Consider the following 19,460-nt stretch of genomic DNA (forward strand, 5'->3'; position numbering starts at 1 on the left):
TCCTTCTATATGGTTATTTTCCTTAGTTGCAGGTCCTTCAGACCTGCAAGAAGAAGATTAATCGTTCCATTTTATTTCTACAAGTGACTTACAAGAGAATCAGATATCTCGCACAAAGCTTTGTAAGGATCGTCGGCTTGAGTAATAGGACGCCCAATGACCAGATAGTCAGAGCCGGCCTGAACTGCCTGCTCAGGAGTCATCACACGACTTTGATCCCCTTTATCGCTTCCCTGAGGCCGGATACCTGGCGTTACCAGTGTAAAGTCCTGTCCACACTCTTGTTTTAGCTTTTCTGCTTCCCACGATGAGCAAACAACACCATCCAGCCCTGAATCACGCGCCATATGCGCTAAATAATTCACTTGCTCAGCCAGATCTCGTTTAAAACCTAACTCGCCATACACTTCATCATTCATGCTGGTCAACATAGTCACAGCAATCAATAAGGGACGGTGCTGGCACTCATCAAGGGCTTCACGCGCTTTTTCCATCATCACCCTGCCTCCTGACGCATGGACATTAATCATCCACACACCAAGCTCTGCAGCGGCCTGACAAGCTTTTGCCACTGTATTTGGAATATCATGGAACTTTAAGTCCAAAAAGACATTGTATCGGCGTTCTACCAGTTCTTTAACAAACTCAGGGCCAAAGAGCGTAAACATTTCTTTACCGACTTTTAACCCGCACATGGAAGGATTAAGCTGTTCTACTAATGCTAATGCTTGCTCTTTGTCATGGTAATCGAGAGCAACTAGAATTTTAGGATCGGACATGATTCACCTGCTGTAAAGTATTACTCGCCTTCTATTCCTTTAATTGGTTTAACAGAACTCCATTCCTTGCAGCTTGGGCACTGCCAATATATAGCCTTGGTATGGAAGCCACAGTTTTGGCACTCATAACGTGGCTTACGTGAGATCAGTTTTTCTACAATATCATCCAATAACTGTAAGCTGGGCCTGGCGGAGTCTTGTGCATGCTCAATATGCAGAGCTATTAGCCGCTGTAATCCTTTCAGTGAGGGACGCTCCTGTAAAAACTCACCAATGAGTAATGCGGCCGCTTTATCGCCTTTTTCTTTTTGTACGATTTTGGAAAGCTCTATTAAAACAGAAACCCCAGCTCCCTGCTCTAAACTTTTATTAAGAAACTGCTTATAGCCGCTAAAGTCTTTCGTTTCTTTGTATGCTTTAGCTATCTTGGGTAAGGCTTCCGGTATAAAGGCGATATCCTGTTGTAGAATTCTCTGAAAAGACTTTATGGCTTGCTTGAAATTTTTTTGCTGTAAATAAATTTGTCCTTGGAGCAGGCTGGCGCGCACCGAGTCTGAGTTGATACTCAACGCTTTCTTCAGATTAGCTAAAGCCGCCTTACTGTCTCCTTCCCGACGCTTCTGATCGGCGAGTTCACAATAAAAATGCGCTATCGGCTTAGTTTGCTCGACTCCCATACTCGACTGAAGCTCTTCGGCCACCTTGGCCGCATCATCCCAGTCTCTGGTTAACTGATGAATATGTAATAATTGGACTAGACAATCACTCTTATGAGCCGGATCGTCCAGTAACTCAGTAAATAGCTTTTCAGAGCGGTCATACATCCCTACTGCATTATAATCTAAACCTAACTGGTAGAGTGCTGTATTTCTGTCTTTCCCTGACAGTTGGGGACGAGCTATCAGGTTCTGATGCAGGCGAATAGCTCGATCAACCTCCCCTCTTTTGCGGAAAAGGTTACCGAGTGCCAAATGGGTTTCCACAGTATCGGTATCAACTTTAAGGAGATCGATGAAAGTATCGACAGCTTTGTCTGGCTGCTCATTGAGTAAGTAGTTTAGACCCTTAATATAATTACTGGATAAACTACCGTCTTTCTCACTTTTACGCTGCCTGCGCCCCATTAAGAAACCCGATAATGCAGCCAGGGGCAGTAAAGCTAACACCCCGTACAAAAACCACTGTTCCATTTAAAAGGGGTCCTTGCCAGCGATAGGTTGTTGGCGAAGATGTTGTAGCTCTTTTTGAGCTTTTTCCAATTGTTTCTTTAATCTCGACTGACGGTGTCGATATTTATAGACAGCAAAAGACATGCCTAAGATACCCAGGATCAGGCCGCAAAGCCCGGCCCAGAATACCACCAAAGAAACAGGAATTTCCGTAGTACCAAACAGATAGTTAATGGCAGTTTCTTGGTCGTTATTTAAAGCGAATACGGTGCTAACAAGCAGTACAGCTACGAAAAGGATAATGGCAAATAGTTTACGCAAAGTAGCTTAGCTCCAAGCGTTAAAGAACCTGCTGTGTAATAGCAAAGCCCTTGGTGGATAATTATGGTTTTATCGGCTGATCCTTACCAGCGTCAACGCGTTCCCTCAACTCCTTACCTGGTTTAAAGTGCGGAACATGCTTTCCTTGAAGCGAAACCGACTCACCAGTTTTAGGGTTTCTTCCGACACGCGGCGCACGATAGTGCAGCGAAAAGCTGCCAAAGCCACGGATCTCAATTCGCCCACCGTCAGATAGTGTTTCTGACATCTGGTCAAGCAACGACTTAACGACCAGTTCGACATCGCGAACCGACAGCTGAGGATTCTTATCCACTAGACACTCGATCAGTTGTGATTTCGTCATTGGTCTAGACCTCCATTTAATTGAATACCCATAGTATGGGGCATTTCAAAGCAAAAATCATCTAACTAGCTTAATTATATGGCATTTTTTACAAATTTCTAGGCAAAAAAAAGCCCAGCGTTAGCTGGGCTTTCATGATTTTACGAAAAATCAGCGGTAAACTTACTCATCATCACCAAGCTGTTCTTTCAATAAATCACCTAGCGTTGCAGGAGAAGAAGAACCTTTCTCGTTGCTGAACTCTTTGATTGCTTCAGCTTCTTCTGCAGCGTCTTTCGCTTTGATAGACAAGGTTAAATTACGGTTTTTCTTGTCTACGCCAACGAATTTAGCTTCGATTGCGTCACCAACGCTCAAGTGCTTGCTCGCATCTTCAATACGCTCAGGCGCGATATCTGAAGCACGAACGTAGCCTTCTATGTTCTCAGCTAGTTCAACCGTTGCACCTTTCGCGTCAACGTCTGTGATAGTACCCTTAACCACAGTACCTTTCGGATGTTCGCTTAAGTACTCAGCAAATGGATCTGAATCAACTTGCTTAATACCTAGAGAGATACGCTCACGCTCAGCGTCTACTGACAACACAACAGCTTCAACTTCGTCGCCTTTCTTATAATCACGTACCGCTTCTTCACCAGAAACAGTCCAAGAGATGTCAGAAAGGTGAACCAAACCGTCGATGCCGCCTTCAAGACCGATGAAGATACCGAAGTCAGTGATTGACTTAATTTTACCAGTAACTTTGTCGTTCTTGTTATGAGTTGCAGCGAACTCGTTCCAAGGATTAGGCACACATTGCTTAATACCTAGAGAGATACGACGACGCTCTTCGTCAATATCAAGAACCATAACTTCAACTTCGTCACCCAAGTTAACAACTTTAGATGGGTGGATGTTTTTGTTAGTCCAATCCATTTCAGAAACGTGTACAAGACCTTCAACACCGTCTTCAATCTCAACGAAACAACCATAATCAGTCAGGTTAGTTACGCGACCTTGTAGACGTGCGCCTTCTGGGTAACGATCGTTGATATCAACCCATGGGTCAGAACCAAGTTGCTTAATACCTAGAGATACACGGTTACGCTCACGATCGAACTTCAATACTTTAACGTCGATTTCGTCGCCAACTTGTACCACTTCGCTTGGGTGCTTAATACGCTTCCAAGCCATATCTGTGATATGTAGAAGACCATCAACACCGCCCAAGTCAACGAATGCACCGTAATCAGTAAGGTTCTTAACGATACCTTTAAGCTCCACACCTTCCTCAAGGTTAGCAAGAAGCTCTTCACGCTCTGCACTGTTTTCAGACTCGATAACAGCACGACGAGAAACCACTACGTTGTTACGTTTCTGGTCAAGCTTGATAACTTTGAACTCAAGATCAACACCTTCAAGGTGTGATGTATCACGTACAGGACGAACGTCAACCAAAGAACCAGGAAGGAAAGCGCGGATTGACTTAACTTCAACCGTGAAACCACCTTTAACTTTGCCAGTGATAACACCAGTAACTGTTTCGTCTGCTTCGTGCGCAGCTTCAAGCACGCCCCAAGCAGCAATACGTTTAGCACGCTCACGTGATAGACGTGTTTCACCGAAACCGTCTTCAACTGCGTCTAAAGCTACTTCAACTTCGTCGCCAACGTTAACTTCTAAGTCACCCTTGTCATCAGTAAACTGTGTACGCGGGATAACGCCTTCAGATTTAAGGCCTGCGTTAACAACAACAACTTCATTATCAATATCAACCACTGTACCAGTGATGATAGCGCCCGGACGCATTTCTACGTTCTGTAGGCTCTGTTCAAATAGTTCTGCGAAATTCTCGCTCATTCGTTTGTACCTAATACGCTCTGCTAAAATGTCTTAGCAAGAACTTGAGTTAAAATCACCATGCGACTATCCAGTTGCCATGGGTCAATGAGTTTTATTGGTTCATCATCCATGCGAACCAACTTTCCAATCAAGCCTCAGAAACCCCTATAAAATCAAGGATTTGCTGAACAACCTCATCGATTGATAAGTCTGAGCTATCTACAACAAAAGCACCCTCTGCTGGCACCAATGGGGCCACAGTGCGAGTGCGATCACGCTCATCTCTATCGATGATGCTTTTTAGAAGGTGCCGAATATTAGCATTTACGCCCTTTTCGATCAACTGTTTATGGCGTCTTTCTGCCCGTATTTCGGGGCTTGCAGTCAAAAACACCTTATGTTCGGCATCGGGGAAAACCACGGTCCCCATGTCTCTACCGTCGGCTACCAGGCCCGGAGCTTGTCTAAACTGCTTTTGTCTGATCAGCAAAGCTTCTCGCACCTGCGGGATCGCCGCCACCTTTGAGGCCATAGCACTGGTTTCGTCCAAACGTAACTGAACACCAACGTCTTCGCCATTCAGCAACACTTTCTGCTCGCCTTCAGCTTGTGGTTCAAAGACCACATCCAGCTCCAACGCTGCCTTGGAAATCGCATCTACATCATCAATATCCAAGTTATTTTTAATCACGGACAAAGCCGTTAAGCGATACAAAGCACCGCTATCCAGCAGATGATAGCCCAGTTTTGTTGCCAGAATTTGACTAATAGTCCCTTTGCCGGACCCACTGGGACCATCGACGGTTATTACAGGGATCGTTGATGTGTCACTCAAACCGGACTCCTACTTTTCCATCTCGCGTAAGACTTTAATAAACTTGGCATTCTCCTCTTCCAGGCCAATGCTGACGCGTAGGTGATTTGGCATTTCATAATTCGCAACTGGACGAACAATAACACCCTGCTCCAGCATGTGCTGGTATATTGGGCCGGCCGGCTTACCCATATCAACCGTAATAAAGTTTGTCACGGAGGGTATATAATCGTAGTTAAGCTCTTTGAAGACAGCTTCAAGCTGCTGCATACCCGCTTTATTGACGTCCAGGGCTTTCTGTAGATATTCATGATCATCAAGCACGGCTTCAGCTGCTGCCAATGCCAATGAGTTCATGTTGAACGGCTGACGCGGACGGTTAATTAAACCCGTAACTTCTTCATTCGCCACCGCATACCCGGCACGAATACCCGCTAGACCATAAGCTTTCGAGAAAGTACGCGTCACGATTAAGTTAGGATAATCTTTAATCCAAGGAATGGTTTGCGGATAGTCTTTATCTTCCACATATTCGTAATAAGCTTCATCCAAAATAACCAATACGTCTTCTGGTACCTTGTCCATAAAAGCTTTTAATTCGCCAGACTTAACCCAGGTACCCGTAGGGTTGTTCGGATTAGCGATGAAGATCATACGAGTATTCGGCGTAATCGCTTCTGCTGTCGCTTCGAGATCATGGCCCCAGTCTTTCGCTGGAATCACCACTTTCTTAGCACCAATGGCTTGCGTCACAATCGGATAAACAACAAAAGCATGTTGTGAGAAAATCACTTCATGCTCAGGTGCAACAAAAACACGAGCAATCAGTTCCAAAACATCATTCGAGCCATTACCCAGCGTAATCTGATTAATATCAACACCGACACGTTCAGCAATTTTAGCCTTAAGATAGTAACCGTTCGCATCAGGATAGCGCGCTAATTCAGAAAACTCCTTCTCCATCGCCGCTTGCGCCTTGGCACTGATCCCTATCGGATTTTCATTACTGGCTAACTTAACGATATTGGTTATGCCCAGTTCTCTTTCTAATTCAGAGATTGGCTTACCTGGCTGGTATGGATGCAACTCTTGCACACCCGAGTTGGCTAATTTAATAAAATCACAACTCATAACTGACCCCTCAGTATTTGTAACGCCAGACCATTGGCGTTATGTGAATTCTTAAAACGGCCGCCATTATCCTTTAATTTCAAATGATTTTCATCCTTTGCCTGTTAAAACAGTCCCAAACCAACATACTACTGCAAATTGCCAAACATACTGCTAGTATAGTGTCGAATTATTAACCTCCAAGGATGCCCTTTCTAATGAAATATATCATTGCTTTCCTATGCTTAATCGCATTAGTTGTCGGTATATATGTGATGACTGATAAAAAAGGTTCAGAAACCACCCCAGCTTCCACGACTGATAAGAGTCAAGCCACGACTAATCAGAAGGCTAAGCTAACGCTAGCCCCGCCAGTGGCTAAAAAAGTTCCCTACGAGATCACCACGCATGGTAACACTCGAATTGATAACTATTATTGGATGCGGGATGACACCCGTACGGATCCGGAGGTGATTGCTCATTTAGAGGCAGAGAACGAGTATAAAGAAGCAATGTTGGGCGGAACTAAAGCATTACAACAAAAGCTTTATGATGAGATGGTAAATCGTCTTGAAAAAGACAAGTCTACCGTACCTTATCGTCTGGGTGACTATTATTACTACGTGCGTTTCACTTCGGAGCAAGAGTACCCTGTCTATGCCCGCAAAAAAGGCAACTTAGAAGCAGAAGAAGAAGTGCTGCTTGATGTTAATCAGTTGGCCAAGGGGCATGATTACTTTAACGTTGCTGCCGCAGAGGTTAGTCCTGATCACAAGTTACTGGCTTATACAGATGATTCAGTTGGCCGCCGCATATACACCATACGTTTTAAAGACCTAAGCTCCAACAAAGCGCTTCAGGACACCTTAGTAAACACAACGGGAAGTGTTGTTTGGGCAAACGATAACGAAACTGTTTTTTACATTAAAAAAGATCCGCAAACGCTGCTTGGGTACCAGGTATATCGCCATAAATTAGGAACCCCTCAAGACAAGGATGTGTTGGTTTATGAAGAAACCGACAGTAGTTATTACACCAACATCATGAAAACAACCGACGGCTCCTTGATAGAAATTGGCCATTACAGTACGGAAACAAAAGGACAAAGCTTTTTAGAGGCGGATAACCCTACAGGCCAGTTCAAGAAGTTTTACCCACTGGAAGATGGGCATGAGTACTCGATTTATAAGACAGGGGATTATTTTTATATTTTAACCAATTATAAGGCTAAAAATTTCCGCTTGATGAAAGTCCGTAAGGACAAGCACGACAAGATAGATGCCTGGGAAGAAGTCATCCCCCACCGTGAAGATACTCAAATCACAGGAGTGACCCCATTTAAAGACTATATTGCTATCACCGAACGTCAGAATGGCTTGATGACAATCCGTATCATGAACATCAAAGACGGAAGCTTCAAGTCGGTCGAGTTCAATGACCCCGCCTATTCAGCGCAGTTCTCAACGAATAAAGACTTTTCAAGCCAATACTTACGATACGAGTATTCTAGCTTAACCACACCGGACTCTATCTATCAGTTTAATATGGAAACCGGTGAAAGTACGCTATTAAAGCAAGACAAAATACTGGATAACTTCGATAGTACGAATTACAGCAGTGAGCGGCTGTTTATAGAGGCTCGCGATGGAGCCAGAGTTCCCGTATCACTCGTCTACAAGAACGACAAGTTTAAACAAGATGGTACGAACCCTCTCTATCAGTATGGTTATGGCTCCTACGGCGCCACCTTTGATCCCAGATTTCGCTCTAACTGGTTATCTTTATTGGATAGAGGGTTTGTGGTTGCCATTGCACATATCCGGGGCAGCCAAATGTTGGGCCGCCAATGGTATGAAGATGGAAAAATGTTCAATAAAATCAATACATTCACAGATTTTATTGATGTTACCGACGGTCTTATTAAACAAAAATATGCAGCTCAAGATAAAGTTTTCATCGCTGGAGGTAGCGCAGGCGGCCTGCTGATGGGCGCGGTGGTTAATAGGGCGCCGGAAAAATACCGGGGTGTCGCCGCCCATGTGCCTTTCGTAGACGTGGTTACCACCATGCTGGATGAGAGTATTCCTTTAACCACCAATGAGTTTGACGAATGGGGCAACCCAAAAAATAAAGACTCATATGATTATATGCTGTCCTACTCACCTTACGATAACGTCAAGGCCCAAGAGTACCCTCATATGCTGGTGACTACTGGCCTGCACGACTCACAGGTTCAGTACTTTGAACCCATGAAATGGGTTGCGAAGTTACGCGAATATAAAACCGGTGACAACCAGCTGCTTTTACATACGAATATGGAAGCAGGTCATGGCGGTACATCCGGGCGCTTTAGAAGACTGAAACAAACGGCAATGGAGTACAGTTTCTTTTTAGATATTTTAAAGTCACCGAACTAAATCAATAGGACTAGTTGCAGTTCTAGTTTTTCTAGAACTGCAAAGTTTTGTGAAATAAGTCTCAAAAATATATTCCTTCTTTATTTTTTCAACTAAGGTTGCTTCTACGTATATGGAAAGCAGCCACACAATGAAAACAATTCTCTATAAAGTTGGTAGAATAAAACTTATATTGATAATAACCCTCACTGCACTCATTATGGCGGTAGGGCTCAATTTTCTCTTTCAATCGTTTCAGGAAGTTAACTTTAGCTATACCTCTTTAATTCGCTCTGCGCTGATCCCTATCATCATAGCTCCGGTAATATCCTGGTATTTAGTAGGTTTGTTTTTGCAGGTTATTGAATTGGAACAAACCATGAAACAGTGGGCCATGTTTGATCAGCTGACAGGGTTATTAAACCGTAGGGCTTTCCTGCATCGCGCCGAGCAAGAATATAAACGGGCTAAGCGCCACAAAGAGGAGTTTGCTATTCTGGTGTTGGATCTAGATCATTTTAAAATGATCAATGACCAGTACGGGCATAAAGCAGGGGATCTTATTTTGAAAGACTTTGGGAAGCTTGTCATGTCTAACATCAGACAAAGTGAGATTTGTGGTCGAATAGGCGGTGAAGAATTCGGCTTTATACTACCTAAAACCAGTCTGGAGCAAGGCTGTCTTTTTGCTGAGAAGCTACTTGATGCGATTCAAAACCGAATGGTAAGTTTTGAAAATAAGAATATCCAATATACAGCAAGTATCGGTATAACCATTTCCTATCCTGAGAATGATTTCAAAATAAATAACTTACTTCACAATGCTGACCAAGCCCTTTATCAGGCCAAGTCAGCCGGTAGAAACTGTTTTCAGGTCGCACAACCAACTACAGAGTTTTCTCAAAGTGCTCCATGTAACTAAGTAACGCCTTCACACCATCGATACTCATGGCATTATAAATACTGGCACGCAAACCACCGAATGAACGATGTCCTTTAAGGGCAATGAGATGATTATCCTGAGCACCTTTAAGAAAACGCTCTTCTAATGACCTGTCGTCCAGCTGTATCGCCACATTCATAAAAGAACGCGAACCTCTGGCGACTGGCGAGTGGTAAAAAGAAGATTGATCAACGTAATCATAGAGCATATTTGCCTTTTCCAGATTACGTTTATGCATCTCTTCCACACCTCCTTGCCGAAGCAACCATTCAAATACCAGACCAGCAAAATAAATTCCAAAGCTGGGCGGCGTATTTGGCATAGAACCTTTGGCAGCAACATGGGGGTATTGGAAAAGGCGAGGAACTCTCTCGGTCTGGAAGCTATCGAATAAGTCCTCTCGTACAATAACAACCGTCATCCCCGATGGACCAATATTTTTCTGAGCTCCAGCATATATCAGTGCATATTTTTCAATATCGATTGGACGCGACAATATATCCGAGCACATATCACTGACTAACTTACCTTTAAAGCACTCAGGATCTTGCTCAAACTGCACTCCGACAATGGTCTCATTGGAAGTAAAATGGAGGTATTTTGCGTCTTCATCCAGATTCCATTCCACCTCGGGCACCAGCTCCAGCAGTCCATCAGAATTTTTACGGATACCTTGCTCAACGTGAATATTACCGAAGCGTTTGGCTTCATCAATACACATTCTCGACCAATGATCCATTTCCAGATAATTGGCGCTATCCCCCGGTGCCAGAAAGTTCATCGGTACCATCGAAAACTGATGTGAGGCACTGCCGTGCATAAATAACACCTGATAGTTATCAGGGATCTTCAACAGTTTTCTAAGGTTGGTCTCTGTATTATGGAGGATCTCTTTAAAATCTGGCGTACGGTGGCCCAGTTCCATCACTGAGCAACCGTATCCGTTCCAGTTTAAAAGCTCTTCTTGCGCACGCTCTAATACTTCTGTCGGTATTGCAGCAGGCCCGGCACTAAAGTTAAATGCACGAGTCATCTCACTCCCCTACTTTTTAGACTTTCATGCTACATTAACTGATCTGATTCAATAAATCTAAGAACCTATTCTTCTATCGAATCGTCATCCAGCTCAATATCCGCACTGTCTTCAAGCTCATCGTCGTCATCGACGTCGAGCTCAACGATTCGCTGCAAACCAACCAGGGTTTCATCATCATCCAAACGAATCAGACGAACACCTTGAGTATTACGACCCATGATCCGGATATCATCAACGCCCGTTCGGATTAAAGTTCCCCCTTTGCTGATCAGCATCACTTCATCTCCGTCAATCACGGGCACTGCCGAGACTACCTGGCCATTCCGTTCGCTCATCTGGATCGAGATAACCCCCTGACCACCACGACCTCGTAGTGGGTGATCGTCCACGGAAGTACGTTTACCGTAACCATTTTCCGTAGCCGTCAAAATGGAACAATCTTCTTCAGCGACCAACATTTGAATGACTTTGGCGCCATCCGGCAGTTTCATGCCGCGCACACCGCGAGCGGTTCGACCCATGGCACGCACCGCGTCTTCTTCAAAGCGTATGACCTTACCGGCATCACTGAACAGCATAATTTCATCATCGCCCGATGTTTCTGCAACACCGATCAATTCATCATCGTCGGCAATGGTCAGGGCTATAATGCCGCTAGTTCTAGGGCGAGAGAATTGCTCCAATGACGTTTTCTTCACGGTACCGTTAGTCGTTGCCATAAAGACATAACGGTCTTCTGAGAACTCACGGATAGGTAAGATTGCACTGATTTTCTCATCTTTCTCAAGCGGTAACACGTTAACGATCGGTTTACCGCGAGAGCCGCGACCAGCATTTGGTAACTCAAAGACTTTGAGCCAATAAACTTTACCGCGAGACGAGAAACATAGAATCGTATCGTGGGTCGAAGCGACCAGTAAACTGTCGATAAAATCTTCATCTTTCATCTTGGTCGCAGATTTACCACGCCCACCACGACGCTGTGCTTTATAATCAGACAGCGACTGGTACTTCACATAACCCTCGTGAGATAAAGTCACTACAACATCTTCTTCTGTGATCAGATCAGCAATCGTTAAATCGAGCTTGCTATCCAGTATTTCAGAGCGACGCTCGTCGCCAAAGCTTTCCTTAACTTCTTCCAGTTCTTCACAAATCACTTCCAATAAGCGTTCTTTGCTCATAAGAATATGTAGCAGCTCTTCGATTAGCCCCAACAAGTCTTTATATTCACTGATAATTTTATCGTGCTCGAGACCTGTGAGCTTATGCAGGCGAAGCTCTAAAATCGCTTTAGCCTGTTCTTCAGAAAGCTTGTAATAACCGTCATGGAAGCCAAACTCTGCCGCTAAATGCTCTGGACGGCAGGCTTCAGTACCAGCGCGAGCCAACATGTCAGCCACCTGACCAGGTGCCCACTGACGATGTATCAACTCTTCTTTAGCTTCTTTTGGCGTCGGCGACTTCTTAATCAACTCAATCACTTCGTCGATATTGGCCAAAGCAATCGCTAAACCTTCCAACACATGCGCTTTTTCACGCGCTTTGCGTAATTCAAAAATCGTACGACGAGTAACCACTTCTCGACGGTGCGTAATGAAAGCATCCAGAGCGTCTTTCAAGTTGAACAGTCGTGGCTGACCATTATCCAGCGCCACCATGTTAATCCCAAACACGTTCTGCATTTGTGATTGCGCATAAAGATTATTCAATACCACTTCAGGTACTTCACCTTTACGCAGCTCGATCACCATACGCATACCGTCTTTATCCGACTCGTCACGCAGGCCTGTAATACCTTCAATTTTCTTGTCTTTAACCAGCTCAGCGATCTTTTCAATCAGACGAGCTTTATTAACCTGGTACGGTAATTCGGTGACAACGATGGAGTCCTTACCATTCTTCTCATCAGTCTCGATATGGCTGCGTGCACGCAAATAAATCTTACCACGCCCCGTTTGGTAGGCATCTATAATACCCGCACGGCCGTTAACGATGGCGGCGGTTGGGAAATCTGGTCCTTGCACATACTCCATCAAATCCGTGATCGTAAGATCCGGATTCTCAATAAGCGCTAGACACCCATCAATGACTTCATTCAAGTTATGCGGTGGGATATTGGTTGCCATACCGACGGCAATACCCGACGAACCATTAACAAGCAAGTTGGGAATTCTGGTCGGTAATACCGTTGGCTCAGACTCGGACCCATCATAGTTCTCTTCAAAATCGACGGTTTCTTTGTCTAAATCGGCCAGCAATTGATGCGCCATTTTGGCCATGCGTACCTCGGTATATCGCATCGCCGCCGGCGAATCGCCATCGATAGAACCAAAGTTACCCTGACCATCAACCAGCATGTAACGTAAAGAGAAAGGTTGGGCCATACGAACGATGGTATCGTATACCGCAGAATCACCATGCGGATGATATTTACCGATAACATCACCCACTACACGGGCCGACTTTTTATACGGCTTGTTAAAGTCATTGCCCAGCTCATTCATCGCGTACAGCACACGACGGTGTACAGGTTTTAATCCATCCCTAACATCTGGCAGTGCTCGGCCAACGATGACGCTCATCGCATAATCTAAATACGATGTTTTTAGTTCATCTTCAATGTTAACCGGCAGGATCTCTTTGGCAAGTTCACCCATTCTGAAAAACCCTTAAAATTCTGATAGTTATAATTAGAAATCTCAAAGACACTATGCTTCGATTTAAGCAAATAATTCTAACACAAGCCTCATTTTTTCGCTAATATTTATCACGATAACAGTATGTTTTTTAGACATTATGATGTTTATTTCACCACTCCTTATGCATCCTACTTTTGTCAGGTATAATAGCGCCTCTTAAGTCATTGAAATAACAAGCGAGTCCGCGTTGAGTCATAGCGAAGAAGCAGCAACCTTAAAGCATGTGGATCAAATCATCAGTCCTGAATGGATGATTCCCGTCAGCAGTAAAGGTAAACGCAACGTGAAAGCGTTAACAGGCCTGTCCATTGCTATTAACCACAATAAAATCGTCGCCATTGAGCCAACCCCACGACTGTTCAAGCATTATACAACTGACAGTCATACTGAGTTGCCAAATCAGGCTTTACTGCCAGGCTTCGTTAATTGCCACACACACGCAGCCATGAGTTTATTTAAAGGGCTCTCAGACGATCTTCCCTTGATGATGTGGTTGGAAAACCATATTTGGCCGGCGGAGCGCAAGTGGGTCGATGATGCTTTCTGCGAAGATGGTGTCACTCTGGCTATCGCTGAAATGTTACTCAGCGGCACCACCTGTTTCAATGACATGTACTTCCAGCCCAATATGACCGCAAAAGTAGCGCAAAAACTTGGGGTGAGAGCCACCATCGGCATGTTGATGTTTGACTTTCCCTCTGCCTGGGGTTCTGGCTGGGAAGACTACCTGAAGAAGGGACTGAGCTTACGCGATGATTACAAGCATAGCGAACTTCTTACTTTCGCTTTTGCCCCTCACGCTCCCTATACCGTTTCCGATGAGCCACTCAGTAAAATTGCAACGCTAAGTAACGAACTGTCGCTCCCCGTTCATATGCATGTGCATGAAACCGCGCACGAGATCAAGGAAAGTTTATCCCAGCATGGCAAGCGTCCCCTGAAAAGGCTTCAGGAGCTGGAGTTAGTTAACCCCAACCTGATCGCCGTTCATGTAACGCAGCTGCATCGCAATGAAATTGAGACCATTGCCAGCCACGGCGTATCTGTAGTGCACTGCCCACAGTCCAACATGAAGTTGGCCAGCGGGATCAGTCCGGTTCAAGACCTGCTGACAGCCGAAATTAATGTCGCTCTGGGAACCGATGGTAACGCTAGCAATAATGATTTAAATATGTTCTCAGAAATGAAAACTGCTTCCCTGCTTAGCAAGGTCTATACCGGCTCTGCTCAGGCATGCTCTGCGGCTGATATTCTCTACTCTGCCACCATGGGTGGAGCAAAAGCGTTGGGTATGGAAAAGCTATGCGGTTCTATTGAGGTAGGTAAAGCCGCCGACTTGACTGCAATCGACTTGAATACCATTCAGGCACAGCCACTCTATGATCCGGTATCACAGATCGTATATACTGCAGGACGTGAGCAGGTAAGCCACGTATGGGTCAATGGCAGGCTCCAGGTAGAAAATGGCCACTTATGTCGGCTGGATAACTCGCAACTCATCAGTATGGCTAAAAACTGGCGTGATAAGATTCAACATTCGAAGGCAAACGCATGACACAGACCGAAAACCAAAGTTCTTCACGAGCCAATGTCGATCCCCATGAGATCAATAAGTTTGAACAGATGGCATCTCGCTGGTGGGATAAAGAAGGTGACTTTAAACCATTGCATGACATCAACCCGCTTCGACTTAAGTTCATTATGGATCAAGTTGGGGATCTGCAAGGCAAAAAGATTCTCGATGTTGGATGTGGTGGAGGTATTCTTACCGAATCACTAGCCAAAGAAGGCGCCACCGTCACCGGTATTGATATGGGCGAAATGCCACTACAGGTCGCGAAGCTGCATAAGTTGGAATCTGGTGTTGATGTCGAATATTTGCAGTCTACGGCAGAAGAGTTTGCCGAGAAACATGCTGGAGAATTTGACGTGGTAACTTGCCTGGAAATGCTGGAGCATGTGCCTGAACCCAGCTCCATCATCAAGGCTTGTAAAAAACTGGTTAAACCGAGTGGTGATGTTTTTTTCTCAACCATCAATCGTAATCCCAAAAGTTTTCTGTTTGCCATCGTCGGTGCCGAATATTTACTACAGATGCTGCCCAAAGGGACACATGACTTTAAAAAGTTTATTCGCCCGTCAGAATTAGAAGCATGGAGCCGTGAGCAAGGACTTAGCTTTAAAAGTATTGAAGGCATGCACTTCAATCCTCTAACGAAAAAGTACTGGATGAGCGATAACGTCGATGTGAATTATATTGCTCATACTCAACCCAACGACTGATCATGAAGAAACAGAACATTAAAGGCGTCTTTTTTGATCTGGACGGTACACTGCTTGATACCGCTCCTGATATGGCATTAGCGCTGAATATCCAACGAGAGCACCACGATTTAGAGCCGATACCTTACTCTGAGATCCGTCCACACGTGTCCCACGGTGCTCTCGCCATGCTTAAAATTGGCTTTGGCATTGACATTAACAGCACTAACTACCAGGCTATGCGCGAACAATACCTGCAACTATACGCAGAGAATCTGGCAGTTAATACCGCTCTTTTCGAAGGGTTGGCAGAGTTTCTGCTGGAACTGGAAGCTAGCGCCATCAAATGGGGCGTTGTCACCAATAAACCCGAGTTTTTGACCAAGCCTTTGCTCAACAATCTGCAGCTTGACCACCGCTGTTCAAGTATTATCAGCGGCGACACCGTCAGCCCAACCAAACCGAATCCACAACCACTATTTGCTGCATGTAAAGAATCAGAATTGCTGCCAGCTCAGTGCCTGTATATTGGCGATGCCGATCGTGACATCATGGCCGGAAGAGCTGCGGGGATGAAAACCGTGGCAGCAGACTGGGGTTATATTTTGCCAGAAGACTCGGTTCATACCTGGGGGGCAGACAAAGTGATTAGCAGCCCACAGGAATTTAGAGATTACTTTTGGCAGAATTTTACGGCGGCGACATCATCTACTTAATTACCGGTACTTTTCTTTAACTGAGGTAACTCCATTATTTCCTGTTTAATCAGTGGCGTTACCTCTTCAGCCGGTACAGGGCGGCTGAATAAATAACCCTGTACCAGATCACAGTCATATTGCTTCAGCAACTCTAATTGCTCTTCGGTTTCGACGCCCTCAACGATAGAGGTCAACCCGAAACTTCTTGCCAGACGAATAATATTTTTAATAATGAGTTTATTATCGTGCTTATTTTCCTCAGCAGTAAGACTGACTTTTTGAATAAATGACTGATCAATTTTGACCTGATTAACCGGTAACGAGGTTAAGTGGCTGATGGATGAGTAACCGGTACCAAAGTCATCAAGACTAATCGTTACCCCCATGCTTTTAAGCTCCTGCAGCATACTGACAGAGCTTTTCATGTCGGCCAATGCTGCACTTTCAGTGACCTCGATATCCAGCAAACTTGGCTTCACATCATACTGCCTCAGCGTTTCTGAAAGGTTTTGCTTTAAATCCTCTCGCAATAAATCTTTTACAGATAAGTTAACCGAGACTTTAACTGGGCAGCCGGCCTTGGACCAAAGACTGATTTGCTCTATAGCTTTTTGAACAACCCAATCGGTCAGACGGTATATTAAACTGGTTTCTTCCGCAATCCCGATTATCAGCTGCGGTGAGATAAACCCTTTTTTAGGATGATTCCAGCGTAATAAGGCCTCCAGCGAATCAATCTTACCCGTTTTTAAGCACACTTTCGGTTGATAGTAGAGCATCAACTGTTCCTGGTTGAGAGCGTGTACAATTTCCTTTTCCAACATTAACTTGTCACGAGCGGTTTCAGTCACTTCAGACTGGTAGAAAGCAAAAGGCGCCGCTATTTCCTTAACACGGCGAGCCGTAATTTCAGCTTTATTCAGCAGCTCTTCTGCTTGCGCACCATCATCGGGAAAGCGCACTACGCCCGCTCGCAACGAGACTTTGACTTCCGAGCCACCGACCATTATCAGTTTATCGAACTCAGACAAAATACTCTCAACTAACTTACTGGCTTCAAAAGCATCTCTCTGATTTAAAACAATCGCAAACTCATCGTCTCCTGCTCTGGCAATAAAATCAAAATCTTCGGTATAACGACGGAGAATACCAACTACATACTGTAATACTTCATCACCCATCCAATGCCCTAGAGCATCATTAATAATATTTAACTGGATAACATCAAAATAAATTAGCGTAACATTGTAGTGATAGCTGTTGGCCTGAGTGATATAGCGCTTTAGTTGCCGTTTCAAAAAGCGGCGATTGGGCAGCTCTGTTAAACTGTCATAATTCGAAATCTTGTATAACGACTGCTCTGAAATTTTCTTGTAACTGATATCCCTGAAGTTACTGATAATTCCTTCGACATTTGGATCATCAAGCAGATTAATAAATGTATTTTCTACCCAGACAGGCTCTCCAGACTTTTTAAGAATACGATACTCAGGAATGCGATACACTCTACCAGGATGTTTTAAGACCCATTTCCAGGCGTTTTTTGCCAGTTTAAGATCATCAGCATGAACAAAGTCCGTAGCCTTAAGACTCTGTGTATCCGCTGCGCTATAACCTAATAATTTTAAGGCACTATTAGACGAGAACTTCACATGACCTTCAATATCATACAGCGCAATACCATCGAAAGCGTTTTCAACCAAAGCTCGGTAGTAATTCTCTCTCTGTTCCAGCTCTTTTTCGAGCCGGTACTGTTCAGTAATATCTCTTACTGATCCGAGTTCCAATAACGGCTTGCCATAATCATCGCGTTTGAAAATCAAACAATGATTTTGCAACAGTCGATACTCTCCCTCGGCATTTTTTACTCTGGCTTCTGCCTCTACGGTTTCTCCCGGTTGCGAATCCAAAACTCTTTCGGCACGCTGCTTCATACTTGCCAAATCATCAGGGTGCGTCAAAGCCAGAGCATCTTTCCACGATGTCAGCTCGTTGTCAGAATAGCCCAGCAGTCTGGTTAGACGTTTTCCGCCCATCAATAGCTTATCCTGAACCAGATCATAGGTATACATCACATCGGGGGACATCCGTATCACTTCCTGTAAAAAAGCCCGGCTACTCTCCAGTTTCTCGGTCACCTCCCGCCTTTTGGAGATATCCCGAGCGACCGCAATAATATTGCCATCATCCAAACGAGCGAGTTTTACTTCGACATAAAAACGAGAACCTCCTTTGCGAGTATGAATACCCTCTACAACAGCGGTCTCGTCATGTTTCAGCTTTTTATAAAAATAAGTTGCCGCCTTTGAACCCGACAGGCTTTCAACTTTTTGTATACGCTGCCCGATTAATTCATTTTTAGCAAAACCCAGAGACAAAACAGCACTATGGTTCAGATCAATAATTTTTCCCGATGGGCTGACAATAAAGACGGGATCCCCGAGCTGTTCCAGCAGCATTGAAAAGTAAGACTCTTTGGATTTAGCCCACTGATCAGAGTAATTAATCTGCTCAAGCTGGAACTGCCGTTCTTCGTTCAGGAGCTGATTTGCTAAAAAGGGAGCAATCAGATGAGCAACGTCTTGCACTAATTGTTGCGTCAACTCTTCGAAATAGCCCTCATGATCATCCTCCAAATCTATCACAGCCAATAACTTTCCCTGATAAACCACGGGCACGGCTAATTCTGAAACATTCCCCTTGATATACTCGAGCCAGAAATCACAGTCTTTACTGTTGGCAATATTCATGGCGCGCTTTTCTTCCGCAGCATGCCCAACGACTCCGGCACCTAAAGCGATGGGCTTTAGCTTATAAGACTCGAGCTTAATGCTATTGCGGTTTGTATAAGAGATACAGATGAGCTGGTTATGCTGGGGCTCAAATCGAAAAAAGGCACAGTCAAAGCTTTTGATATGTCCTTGTAGCGCCTGCACAATGATATCTGCGGTCTGCTGAACGCTCCCGCTCGTAAGTAAAGACTGTGACAAGCTGAATAGAAAGTCGTTATCGGTAGTGAGATTACTCATGAAATATCCTTCACTA

Annotated in this window: 15 protein-coding genes; 5 read left to right on the forward strand and 10 right to left on the reverse strand. The window is 44.6% G+C overall.

Translation table 11 applies throughout. The features are described from left to right. Positions 1–77: 77 nt before the first annotated feature. The 7 genes from pyrF to hisC form a co-directional block, all read right to left on the reverse strand. The gene (pyrF, locus tag H7708_RS04615; RefSeq protein ID WP_223669299.1) at positions 78–779 is read right to left on the reverse strand and encodes an orotidine-5'-phosphate decarboxylase; all 702 of its coding nucleotides are present in this window, start codon (positions 777–779) and stop codon (positions 78–80) included. Between the two features lie 20 nt (positions 780–799). After that, positions 800–1,969, reverse strand: a complete 1,170-nt coding sequence (gene lapB, locus H7708_RS04620; RefSeq protein WP_223669300.1) for a lipopolysaccharide assembly protein LapB — start codon at positions 1,967–1,969, stop codon at positions 800–802. Next, on the reverse strand, positions 1,970–2,269 hold the full coding sequence (locus H7708_RS04625; RefSeq protein ID WP_223669301.1) for a LapA family protein: 300 nt from the start codon (positions 2,267–2,269) through the stop codon (positions 1,970–1,972). 61 nt (positions 2,270–2,330) lie between these two features. After that, positions 2,331–2,633: an integration host factor subunit beta gene (locus H7708_RS04630; protein ID WP_068991992.1), complete on the reverse strand. Its 303-nt coding sequence runs from the start codon at positions 2,631–2,633 to the stop codon at positions 2,331–2,333. 162 nt (positions 2,634–2,795) lie between these two features. After that, on the reverse strand, positions 2,796–4,472 hold the full coding sequence (gene rpsA / locus H7708_RS04635; protein WP_223669302.1) for a 30S ribosomal protein S1: 1,677 nt from the start codon (positions 4,470–4,472) through the stop codon (positions 2,796–2,798). A 130-nt stretch (positions 4,473–4,602) separates the two neighbouring features. Next, positions 4,603–5,289 (reverse strand): (d)CMP kinase, encoded by a 687-nt coding sequence (gene cmk / locus H7708_RS04640; RefSeq protein WP_223669303.1) that lies wholly within the window; start codon positions 5,287–5,289, stop codon positions 4,603–4,605. A gap of 9 nt (positions 5,290–5,298) precedes the next feature. Further along, complete coding sequence (hisC, locus tag H7708_RS04645; protein ID WP_223669304.1) at positions 5,299–6,399, reverse strand: histidinol-phosphate transaminase; 1,101 nt, start codon at positions 6,397–6,399, stop codon at positions 5,299–5,301. Between the two features lie 197 nt (positions 6,400–6,596). Between hisC and H7708_RS04650 the strand changes: the two genes are divergently transcribed. Continuing rightward, a complete protein-coding gene (locus H7708_RS04650; RefSeq protein WP_223669305.1) occupies positions 6,597–8,795 on the forward strand; it encodes a S9 family peptidase in 2,199 nt (732 codons plus the stop codon). Positions 8,796–8,925: 130 nt separating this feature from the next. Beyond that, a complete protein-coding gene (locus tag H7708_RS04655; RefSeq protein ID WP_223669306.1) occupies positions 8,926–9,696 on the forward strand; it encodes a GGDEF domain-containing protein in 771 nt (256 codons plus the stop codon). Here the strand turns inward: H7708_RS04655 and serC are convergent. Beyond that, positions 9,662–10,750 (reverse strand): 3-phosphoserine/phosphohydroxythreonine transaminase, encoded by a 1,089-nt coding sequence (gene serC, locus H7708_RS04660; RefSeq protein ID WP_223669307.1) that lies wholly within the window; start codon positions 10,748–10,750, stop codon positions 9,662–9,664. The genes H7708_RS04655 and serC overlap by 35 nt on opposite strands. 65 nt (positions 10,751–10,815) lie before the next feature. Continuing rightward, the gene (gene gyrA, locus H7708_RS04665) at positions 10,816–13,413 is read right to left on the reverse strand and encodes a DNA gyrase subunit A (protein ID WP_223669308.1); all 2,598 of its coding nucleotides are present in this window, start codon (positions 13,411–13,413) and stop codon (positions 10,816–10,818) included. Positions 13,414–13,642: 229 nt separating this feature from the next. On the opposite strand from gyrA, the gene H7708_RS04670 reads away from it, so the two are divergent. The 3 genes from H7708_RS04670 to H7708_RS04680 are packed head-to-tail and all read left to right on the forward strand — an operon-like array spanning position 13,643 to position 16,433. Next, complete coding sequence (locus tag H7708_RS04670; RefSeq protein WP_223669309.1) at positions 13,643–15,010, forward strand: TRZ/ATZ family hydrolase; 1,368 nt, start codon at positions 13,643–13,645, stop codon at positions 15,008–15,010. Then, positions 15,007–15,738, forward strand: a complete 732-nt coding sequence (ubiG, locus tag H7708_RS04675; protein WP_223669310.1) for a bifunctional 2-polyprenyl-6-hydroxyphenol methylase/3-demethylubiquinol 3-O-methyltransferase UbiG — start codon at positions 15,007–15,009, stop codon at positions 15,736–15,738. Before H7708_RS04670 ends, ubiG begins: the two co-directional genes overlap by 4 nt. 2 nt (positions 15,739–15,740) lie before the next feature. Beyond that, the gene (locus H7708_RS04680; protein WP_223669311.1) at positions 15,741–16,433 is read left to right on the forward strand and encodes an HAD family hydrolase; all 693 of its coding nucleotides are present in this window, start codon (positions 15,741–15,743) and stop codon (positions 16,431–16,433) included. Here H7708_RS04680 and H7708_RS04685 read toward each other — a convergent pair. Next, positions 16,430–19,444 carry a bifunctional diguanylate cyclase/phosphodiesterase gene (locus tag H7708_RS04685; protein ID WP_223669312.1) on the reverse strand — a complete coding sequence of 1,005 codons (3,015 nt, stop codon included), beginning with the start codon at positions 19,442–19,444 and terminating at the stop codon, positions 16,430–16,432. The two genes, H7708_RS04680 and H7708_RS04685, sit on opposite strands and share 4 nt — an antisense overlap. Between the last annotated feature and the right edge of the window lie 16 nt (positions 19,445–19,460).

This window comes from Kangiella shandongensis (assembly GCF_020005365.1).
GTDB classification, from domain to species: domain Bacteria; phylum Pseudomonadota; class Gammaproteobacteria; order Enterobacterales; family Kangiellaceae; genus Kangiella; species Kangiella shandongensis.